Origin of the sequence: Vibrio sp. M260121, assembly GCF_036533715.1 — a bacterium.
Taxonomy (GTDB): domain Bacteria; phylum Pseudomonadota; class Gammaproteobacteria; order Enterobacterales; family Vibrionaceae; genus Vibrio.
The window spans coordinates 25,242-33,583 of record NZ_JATABF010000052.1; the positions used below are offsets into that span (position 1 = coordinate 25,242).

At 43.1% G+C, this 8,342-nt stretch carries 9 protein-coding genes; all 9 read left to right on the top strand.

Annotated features, from left to right (window positions below; translation table 11 throughout):
* Window positions 1–9: 9 nt before the first annotated feature.
* Complete coding sequence (locus QTO06_RS22130) at window positions 10–519, top strand: DUF4381 domain-containing protein (protein ID WP_331409813.1); 510 nt, start codon at window positions 10–12, stop codon at window positions 517–519.
* Complete coding sequence (locus QTO06_RS22135) at window positions 512–1,555, top strand: vWA domain-containing protein (RefSeq protein WP_045368789.1); 1,044 nt, start codon at window positions 512–514, stop codon at window positions 1,553–1,555. Before QTO06_RS22130 ends, QTO06_RS22135 begins: the two co-directional genes overlap by 8 nt.
* A complete protein-coding gene (locus QTO06_RS22140; RefSeq protein ID WP_331409815.1) occupies window positions 1,548–2,543 on the top strand; it encodes a vWA domain-containing protein in 996 nt (331 codons plus the stop codon). The genes QTO06_RS22135 and QTO06_RS22140 overlap by 8 nt, the downstream gene beginning before the upstream one ends.
* A gap of 11 nt (window positions 2,544–2,554) precedes the next feature.
* Window positions 2,555–3,244, top strand: coding sequence for a hypothetical protein (locus QTO06_RS22145; RefSeq protein ID WP_331409816.1), 690 nt, complete (start codon window positions 2,555–2,557; stop codon window positions 3,242–3,244).
* Window positions 3,231–4,652, top strand: a complete 1,422-nt coding sequence (locus QTO06_RS22150; protein ID WP_331409818.1) for a hypothetical protein — start codon at window positions 3,231–3,233, stop codon at window positions 4,650–4,652. Before QTO06_RS22145 ends, QTO06_RS22150 begins: the two co-directional genes overlap by 14 nt.
* 281 nt (window positions 4,653–4,933) lie before the next feature.
* Window positions 4,934–6,862, top strand: coding sequence for a threonine--tRNA ligase (gene thrS / locus QTO06_RS22155; protein ID WP_005428072.1), 1,929 nt, complete (start codon window positions 4,934–4,936; stop codon window positions 6,860–6,862).
* Between the two features lie 3 nt (window positions 6,863–6,865).
* The gene (gene infC, locus QTO06_RS22160) at window positions 6,866–7,417 is read left to right on the top strand and encodes a translation initiation factor IF-3 (protein ID WP_074050532.1); all 552 of its coding nucleotides are present in this window, start codon (window positions 6,866–6,868) and stop codon (window positions 7,415–7,417) included.
* 117 nt (window positions 7,418–7,534) lie between these two features.
* A complete protein-coding gene (gene rpmI, locus QTO06_RS22165; RefSeq protein WP_005428085.1) occupies window positions 7,535–7,729 on the top strand; it encodes a 50S ribosomal protein L35 in 195 nt (64 codons plus the stop codon).
* A gap of 40 nt (window positions 7,730–7,769) precedes the next feature.
* Window positions 7,770–8,123: a 50S ribosomal protein L20 gene (gene rplT / locus QTO06_RS22170; RefSeq protein ID WP_004727974.1), complete on the top strand. Its 354-nt coding sequence runs from the start codon at window positions 7,770–7,772 to the stop codon at window positions 8,121–8,123.
* Window positions 8,124–8,342 lie beyond the last annotated feature (219 nt).

Consider the following 8,342-nt stretch of genomic DNA (forward strand, 5'->3'; position numbering starts at 1 on the left):
ACATGTTGTATGCCTACATCGACCATACCTGAGCTCACCTTACCACTAGGAACGAATCCTTTGCTCACCAACCTAGCAGAGGTCGGTGGACCTGAGACCATTTCATGGTTGCCTAATGCGCCTGGTTGGTTCGTGTTACTGGGAATTTTACTTTGCTTTATTACGTTTCGACTCTTTCTTCGAGTGAAAAGGTACTTTGCGAATATTTATCGACGTGCTGCATTAAAGGGACTTCAGTGCCTACAGAATTTGGAGTTAGGTTCAAGTCGGTTACCTCAGTTATTGAGGCGCACTGCACTCTATGCTTTCCCTCGAGAAGAGGTTGCCCCTTTGATTGGTAAAGATTGGGAGAAATGGTTGGATAGTCATTGTCCCGGCAGCCAATTTTCGACGCAATATTCGGGGCTACTTGCCACGCTAGCCTATAGCGGGGGGAGAGGGCTGTCTGACCTGAAAAGGCAAGAATGTTTTAAGGCTGTCCGCCATTGGATCCAACACCATGAGGTGAAGCATGATTGAATTTGATGCTCCGTGGGCATTTGCGTTGGTTGTGTTACCTTACTTTGTATATCGTTTTTTGCCACCTTACCGAGAGCAAAAAAGTGCATTACAAGTTCCGTTTTTTGAACGGCTACTATCTGTTTCTGGTGAAGAAGCGTCAGAGGCTGCCAGTCTACTGCAACGACGCAGAGTGCAGTGGGCGTTAGTTATCATGAGTTACTTGGCTTTAGTAACTGCTCTAGCTAAACCGGTGTGGCTTGGGGAGCCTATTCAGCAAAAGAAGTCCGCGAGAGAAATTATGGTCGCACTGGATTTGTCTGGCTCCATGTCCGAGAAAGATTTTACAGATAAACAAGGGACTAAGCATGATCGTTTAACGATCGCTAAACAAGTGTTGCGTGAGTTTGCATCACGTCGTCAACACGACCGTTTAGGACTCATTCTATTTGCTGACGCTGCTTATGTGCAGGCTCCTTTTACCGAAGATATCGAAACATGGCAATCCTTATTGAGGGAAGTGCAGTTGGGGTATGCCGGGTTTCAAACTGCATTTGGTGATGCAATTGGGTTGGCCATCTCTGTTTTTGAACAAGAACAAAGCGAGCAGAGGGTATTAATTCTATTGACTGATGGAGATGATACAAGCTCGACAATGCCTCCTCTAAAGGCCGCGGAAATCGCTGCCAAATATAATGTGAAGATTTATACCATCGCAATAGGAGACCCAAGTACTAAAGGCCGATACAAAATGGATCTCACCACGCTCGATCAAGTAGCTTCGATGACTGGAGGTAGAATGTTTCACGCTATGAGTCGTCAGGATTTAGAGCAGGCCTATTTAGCTATTGAACAGATGGAGCGACAAGAGTTTGAGTTGTTGACTCATAGACCTAAACATAGCCTGCACCATTGGGTGTTTGGTTTTAGTTTTATAACCCAACTATTCGCGTTGATGTTAATCATCCTTACACGTTTTATTGCGGGTTTACGTCGCAAGAAGAATTTACAGACTATTTACCAGCATGCAATAAAAGGGGAGAGACAGAGTGAGTGACCTGCTTATTTTCTTTGATGGTGGAACACTATCTCAGTTCCATTTTATACGACCTTGGTGGTTGATCGCGTTTTTCCCAATGATGGGCCTGTATTACATTCTGAAAAAACAAGATGATGTGATGTCTCAATGGGAAGGAGTGATGGCTAAAAATGTGCTTGAACACCTTACTATTAATCGCAGTGCTCACCGTTTTGTTACCCCTAACCAGCTTTTTGTTTTGTTTTCAATTTTGGCGACTTTAGTCATGGCCGGGCCGTCTTGGAAACAGCAATTGTCCCCGTTTTATGAAGATGATTCGCAGTTGATTATTGCTTTGGATGTGTCTACCAGTATGAACATCGCCGATATCGAGCCTACTCGTTTAGCACGTGCGAAGCATAAAATTGCTCAGTTAATTCAGCAGCGAGGTGGCGGTAAAACTGGGCTGATTATTTTTGGCGGTAGCGCGCATGTTGCTATGCCAGTAACAAGAGATGGAGACTTAACACGATATTTTTTAGACGTATTAGATGACAGCTTACTACCTAATAAAGAGAGCCACCCTGAAGTGGTGATTTCACCAATTGTGGAGTTGCTGAACCAAGCAAAATCGCCGTCGAGTGTGCTGCTAGTAACCGATAAAACAAATACGCTAGCCATAGAGAAACTCGAAGATGAGTTTAGGAGCCTTGAGCATCAAGTTATTGTTTGGGCGATGAGGGAAAGTGTGCAAAGTGGCAATAGCTCATTTCCTGAAAATACCTCTAAAAGCAGTCAGATGCAGATAAAAAACTTATCAAAGTTAGCCGAGGCCGGACATGGAGAGTTAGTCATGTTTACCCGCAATGGTGATGACGTGGCACAAGTGCAAAGCCTAGTTAAAAGTAATCTATTCGCGGTAAGTGACGAGCAACGGCCATGGCTTGATGCAGGCTACTTATTACTTTTAATTTTGCTGCCAGTGCAACTGATGTGGTTTAGACGTGGTTGGACATTGCAATGGTAAAGGAGTTGGTCTTGATGAATAGAAATCCCACCTACTGTGCTTTGGAAAGTAATAACTTAGGTATAAAGAGCCGGCTAAAATCGTTGAGTTCATTAGCACTGAAAATGTTGCAGAAGCATAAAATCAAGTTGGTTGCTTCATGTTTACTTTCTTTACCCGCATGGTACTGGTTTTCGCCGACTTCTTTTTACCAAGCGTGGCTTTCGAAAGACCAACAGGCGATGCTTTATTTTAAGCAAGGCAACGTGAAAGAAGCGGCTCTCTTATTTGAAGAGCCTGAATGGAAAGCATATAGCACCTATTTATCTGGTGACTTTACTGCTGCAATCGAGCTGTTAAAAGTCATTGGTATTGATAGAGCGCAATTTACTCTAGCGAATGCATATGCTCACTCAATGCAATTTGAACTCGCATTACCGATATATGAATCCTTCAAGGGTGAGAAAGGTTTTGGAATGGCAGCTAAGAATAATATAGCGGTGATTAAAATGGCGATAGAGAAAATTAAAAATGCACCGCCAGAAAAGAAGGGGACAGAACGGTTCATTGATGATCGTCAAACTGTTCGTGATGAAGACAAGGAAGTGAAAAGCAAGAGAACAGCAGTCACTGATCAGTTATGGCTGAAACAAGTGCGTCAAAACCCTTCGACCTTCCTAAGGCAGAAATTCCAGCAGGAGTATGCTAATGAGCACTTATAATCAGCTATGTTTTTATACGTTGCACTATTATAGATGGAATTACTGTCTCAAAGTATGTCTCCTGACTTTCATCAGCGTAGTGTTGTGCTCACAAAGCTTTGCGAGTCAAATTCAACCGACCATGAAGGATTTAATTGCAGAGAAGCGAGTACGCATCAGTGTTTCCCCTCGCATAGACAAAAGCGTTGTACCTAAAGAGCGGATAACTTTTGACGTTAAGGTTGAGAGTCAATTCCCTTTCAACAGAGATATGGTGCTTCCTTATTTGAATATTTCAGATACGGTTATCGTTAACGAAAAGTCACCGGTGGTTCGCTCGACATATCGACGCGGTGGTAAGACATGGTACACACAAACATCAACGTTTCCTTTATATGCAATGCGCTCAGGTGATTTCGTACTGAGTAGGTTTGACTTGCCTCTATCAGTGACAGTACCAAATGGAGATGTAATAGAGGGAAGCATTGAAAGTCATTCAGTGGAGTTTTATGTCGACAACTTTGGAGAATCTGAGGCATTAATGCAAAACGGGGTTGTTTCAGACAAAGCAACCTTGTCTTTATCGATGAAACAAAATAAAGAAAAAATGTCGACAAAGGATGTGTTTGAAGTTGGTCAAGCTGTGACTTTGACTTATCGAGTATCAGTAGAGAACTCGCATAGCATGTTATTGCCGCAGCTAAAAATTGAGGATGTGGACGGTATTATCGCTTACAGAAAGCCAGCAAATAAGGAAGACATTCTTAACCCATTAACAAATGATAATACCGCTGTACTTTCTCAATCGTTTACTTACGTCTTTCAGAATGAGGGTACCTTTAAACTACCCGAAAAAACGCTGAGTTGGTGGAATACCAATACAAAGAGAGTAGAAACTCTTAAAACTTCACCACTAACATTTCAGGTTGGTGAGCCGAGTATTGCAGAAGAAGTAAAGGCAAACGTATTGCAATGGTTTGGTCGCAATTTCTATACAAGCAAAGGTTCGATTTCATACTCTGATTATGTAGTGGCGATCACTCTTTTTTTAAGCTTTCTCTCATTCTTACTGTTTGCCTATCAACGAGGGGAGGTTAATAGGCAAGATGAACAACGGATGTATGAAAGTAGCGACTTAAAGCAAGCATTTTTAGAGCAGTGTGATCGTGCGGATTACATAGAAGCTGTACAAACGCTATATGATATTGCCACCAAATTAGATGTTTCACGAGCGTCGCTGAGTCATGTTTTAGATAAGGAGAGCAACCACATTTGGCAAAAAATACTAGCAATGGCGTTTAATGGAAACGCTGCACGCTCAATATCACAAGGCGAAGCGCAAAAGCTAATTCACGCCCTTACTGCCAGTGGTGTTAGTAGACCAACCAAATTTAAATTCGATTGGAAACTTAACCCAGTGAGTGAATAGTCAAAATGGCTAGCTTCTAGTTTGAGGGAGTTGTCAGTCATTGTCGCGAGGTGGTGGGGGACAGCTCTAAATTTTCGTCTTTTGATGGAATTCCTCCTGATGAAGTTTCAATGACATTTTAAAATCGCTCTTTGCATTCTAAATGTGAGCTATGTACAATCCTTGTTCCGATGAAGGTCCGGTATTCGTGTTACTGAGCGACCGTCATCGACCCTCGAAATATCTTCTAATTTGAATAACATGTGTTGCTTGGTGTGCAACACCACTGTAAAGGACATAGCATGCCTATTATTACTCTTCCTGACGGCAGTCAGCGTCAATTTGACAACCCAGTTTCTACTATGGAAGTTGCGCAATCGATCGGTCCTGGTCTTGCAAAAGCAACTATCGCTGGTCGTGTAAACGGTAACCGCGTTGATGCGTGTGATCTAATTGAAGAAGACGCAAGCCTAGAAATCATCACAGTAAAAGATGAAGTAGACGGTCTAGAAATCGTTCGTCACTCTTGTGCTCACCTTCTTGGTCACGCTCTAAAGCAGCTTTACCCTCAAGCTAAAATGGCGATCGGTCCAACCATCGACAATGGCTTCTACTACGACATCGACCTAGACGAGTCTCTAACGCAAGACGATCTTGAAAAGATTGAAAAGCGCATGAAAGAGCTAGCGAAAACCAAGTACGAAGTTGTTAAGAAAAAAGTAAGCTGGCAGGAAGCACGTGATACGTTTGAATCACGTGGCGAACCATACAAAGTGGAAATCCTAGACGAAAACGTATCTCGTGATGATCGTCCAGGTCTTTACCACCATGAAGAATACATCGACATGTGTCGCGGTCCTCACGTTCCTAACATGGGCTTCTGCCAACACTTCACTTTATTGAATGTTGCAGGTGCTTACTGGCGTGGTAACAGCGACAACAAAATGCTTCAACGTATCTACGGTACAGCTTTCCACGATAAGAAAGCACTAAAGGCGCACCTAACTCGCTTAGAAGAAGCGGCGAAGCGTGACCACCGTAAGCTTGGTAAGCAACTAGACCTATTCCACATGCAACAAGAAGCACCGGGTATGGTGTTCTGGCATCACAATGGTTGGTCTATCTTCCGTGACCTTGAAGTATTCGTACGCTCTAAGCTAGATGAATACGGTTACCAAGAAGTAAAAGGTCCACTAATTATGGATCGCGTTCTTTGGGAACGTTCTGGTCACTGGGACAAATACGCAGATGCGATGTTCACAACTTCTTCTGAGAACCGTGAATACGCACTGAAGCCAATGAACTGTCCAGGTCACGTACAGATCTTCAACCAAGGTCTAAAATCGTACCGTGATCTACCGTTACGTATGGCAGAGTTCGGCTCATGTCATCGTAACGAGCCATCTGGTGCATTACACGGCATTATGCGTGTACGTGGCTTTACTCAGGATGACGCTCACATTTTCTGTACTGAGAGCCAAATTCAAGAAGAAGTAACAAATTGTATCAAGATGGTGTACGATACATACCAAACATTTGGTTTCGACAACATCGTAGTGAAACTGTCTACTCGTCCAGAGAAACGTGTAGGTTCAGACGAAATCTGGGATCAATCTGAAGAAGCATTGAAACAGTCTCTAGAATCAATGGAAATTCCATACGAGATTCAAGAGGGCGAGGGTGCATTCTACGGTCCTAAGATTGAATTCACGCTATACGATTGTCTAGACCGTGCGTGGCAGTGTGGTACTGTTCAGCTAGACTTCAACCTACCAGGTCGCCTAGGTGCAACTTATGTAGGTGAAAACAATGAACGTCTTGTACCGGTAATGATTCACCGTGCAATTCTAGGTTCACTAGAGCGTTTCATTGGTATCCTTATCGAAGAATATGCTGGTTTCTTCCCAACTTGGTTGGCACCAGAACAGGCAATTCTTATGAACATTACTGATAAACAGTCAGATTATGTTCAGGAAGTAGTACAAAAACTACAAAAAAGTGGAATTAGAGCTAAAGCGGACTTGAGAAATGAGAAGATTGGCTTTAAAATCCGCGAACACACTTTGAAGCGTGTACCGTATATGCTTGTTGTTGGTGACCAAGAGATGGAAGCTGGCGAAATCGCAGTACGTACTCGTAAAGGTAAAGATCTCGGTAAATTTAAAGTGGATGACTTTATCGCATACATCCAAGACGAGATCTCTAGCCGTAAGCTCAATCTGGAGGAATAAGCTATTAAAGGCGGAAGACGCGGCCAACAGCCGGTAAAACAAAACCCACACCGTATGAACGGTGAAATTCGTGGCGTTCGTGAAGTTCGACTAACTGGCGCTGACGGTGAATCAGTTGGTGTTGTATCTATTCAAGAAGCGATCGCAGCTGCTGAAGAAGCAGGCATGGATCTTGTGGAAATCAGTCCTAACGCTGAGCCGCCAGTCTGTCGTGTTATGGACTACGGCAAATTCCTCTTTGAAAAGAGCAAATCTGCTAAAGAGCAGAAGAAAAAGCAAAAGCAGGTTCAGATTAAGGAAGTAAAATTCCGTCCTGGAACTGATATTGGAGACTATCAGGTAAAACTACGCAACCTGACGCGTTTCCTTGAAGAAGGCAACAAAGTGAAGGTAACAATTCGCTTCCGTGGCCGAGAAATGGCACACCAAGACATCGGTGTTGACGTTCTTCATCGCTTGAAAGAAGACACTGTAGACTTTGCTGTAGTGGAATCTTTCCCAAGTAAGATCGAAGGTCGTCAGATGATCATGGTTCTTGCCCCTAAAAAGAAGTAATTAACGGCTCATCAAGTAATTAAGACCTGGCCGTTTCCCTTTTAAAGGTAAACAGCCGGGTTTTGTTCGCCCTAATTACGTTGTTTATTAAACCTACTCAATGCGGAGTTATTCATCATGCCTAAGATGAAAACCAACAAAGGTGCTGCTAAGCGTTTCAAGAAAACTGCTGGTGGTATTAAGTACAAGCACGCTACAAAACGTCACATCCTGACTAAGCGTACTACTAAGAACAAGCGTCAGCTACGTCCAAATGCACTTCTTCCACGTTGTGAAGTTGCAGCAGTTGTTCGTATGTTGCCATACGCTTAATTCTTTATAGTTATCAATCGTTTAGTTTAGGAGAAGCATAATGCCTCGCGTAAAACGTGGTGTACAAGCTCGTGCACGTCATAAGAAAGTTCTAAAACAAGCTAAAGGTTACTACGGTGCACGTTCACGTGTTTACCGCGTAGCTTTCCAAGCAGTTACTAAAGCTGGTCAATACGCTTACCGTGACCGTCGCGCTAAGAAACGTCAATTCCGTCAACTATGGATTGCACGTATCAACGCAGCATCTCGTCAAAATGGTCTATCTTACAGCCGTTTCATCAACGGTCTTAAGAAAGCATCTATCGAGATCGACCGTAAGATCCTAGCGGACATCGCAGTATTCGACAAAGCAGCATTTGCTGTTCTAGTTGAAAAAGCGAAAGCTGCTCTTTAATTAGCAGTTTAGGATTAAGAGAAGGAGAGCATTAGCTCTCCTTTTTTATTGCCTAGTGTTTTTCCTGCTTTGATATGACCCCAATAAAGTAGACACTCAATATTGGAATTTGAGTGCGATGAAAGTAAAAACTGTCCGAAAACATTCAGAAGGTTTCAAGAAACAAGCTGTACAGCAATCTTTAGATTCTCCTGATACCGTAAAATCAGTGGCGAAGTC

Excerpts from the sequence above, each read along its gene's own strand:
- QTO06_RS22130 (WP_331409813.1), top strand. The coding sequence starts at position 10 with ATGCCTACATCGACCATACCTGAGCTCACCTTACCACTAGGAACGAAT.
- QTO06_RS22135 (WP_045368789.1), top strand. The coding sequence starts at position 512 with ATGATTGAATTTGATGCTCCGTGGGCATTTGCGTTGGTTGTGTTACCT.
- QTO06_RS22150 (WP_331409818.1), top strand. The coding sequence starts at position 3,231 with ATGAGCACTTATAATCAGCTATGTTTTTATACGTTGCACTATTATAGA.
- thrS (WP_005428072.1), top strand. The coding sequence starts at position 4,934 with ATGCCTATTATTACTCTTCCTGACGGCAGTCAGCGTCAATTTGACAAC.
- rpmI (WP_005428085.1), top strand. The coding sequence starts at position 7,535 with ATGCCTAAGATGAAAACCAACAAAGGTGCTGCTAAGCGTTTCAAGAAA.
- rplT (WP_004727974.1), top strand. The coding sequence starts at position 7,770 with ATGCCTCGCGTAAAACGTGGTGTACAAGCTCGTGCACGTCATAAGAAA.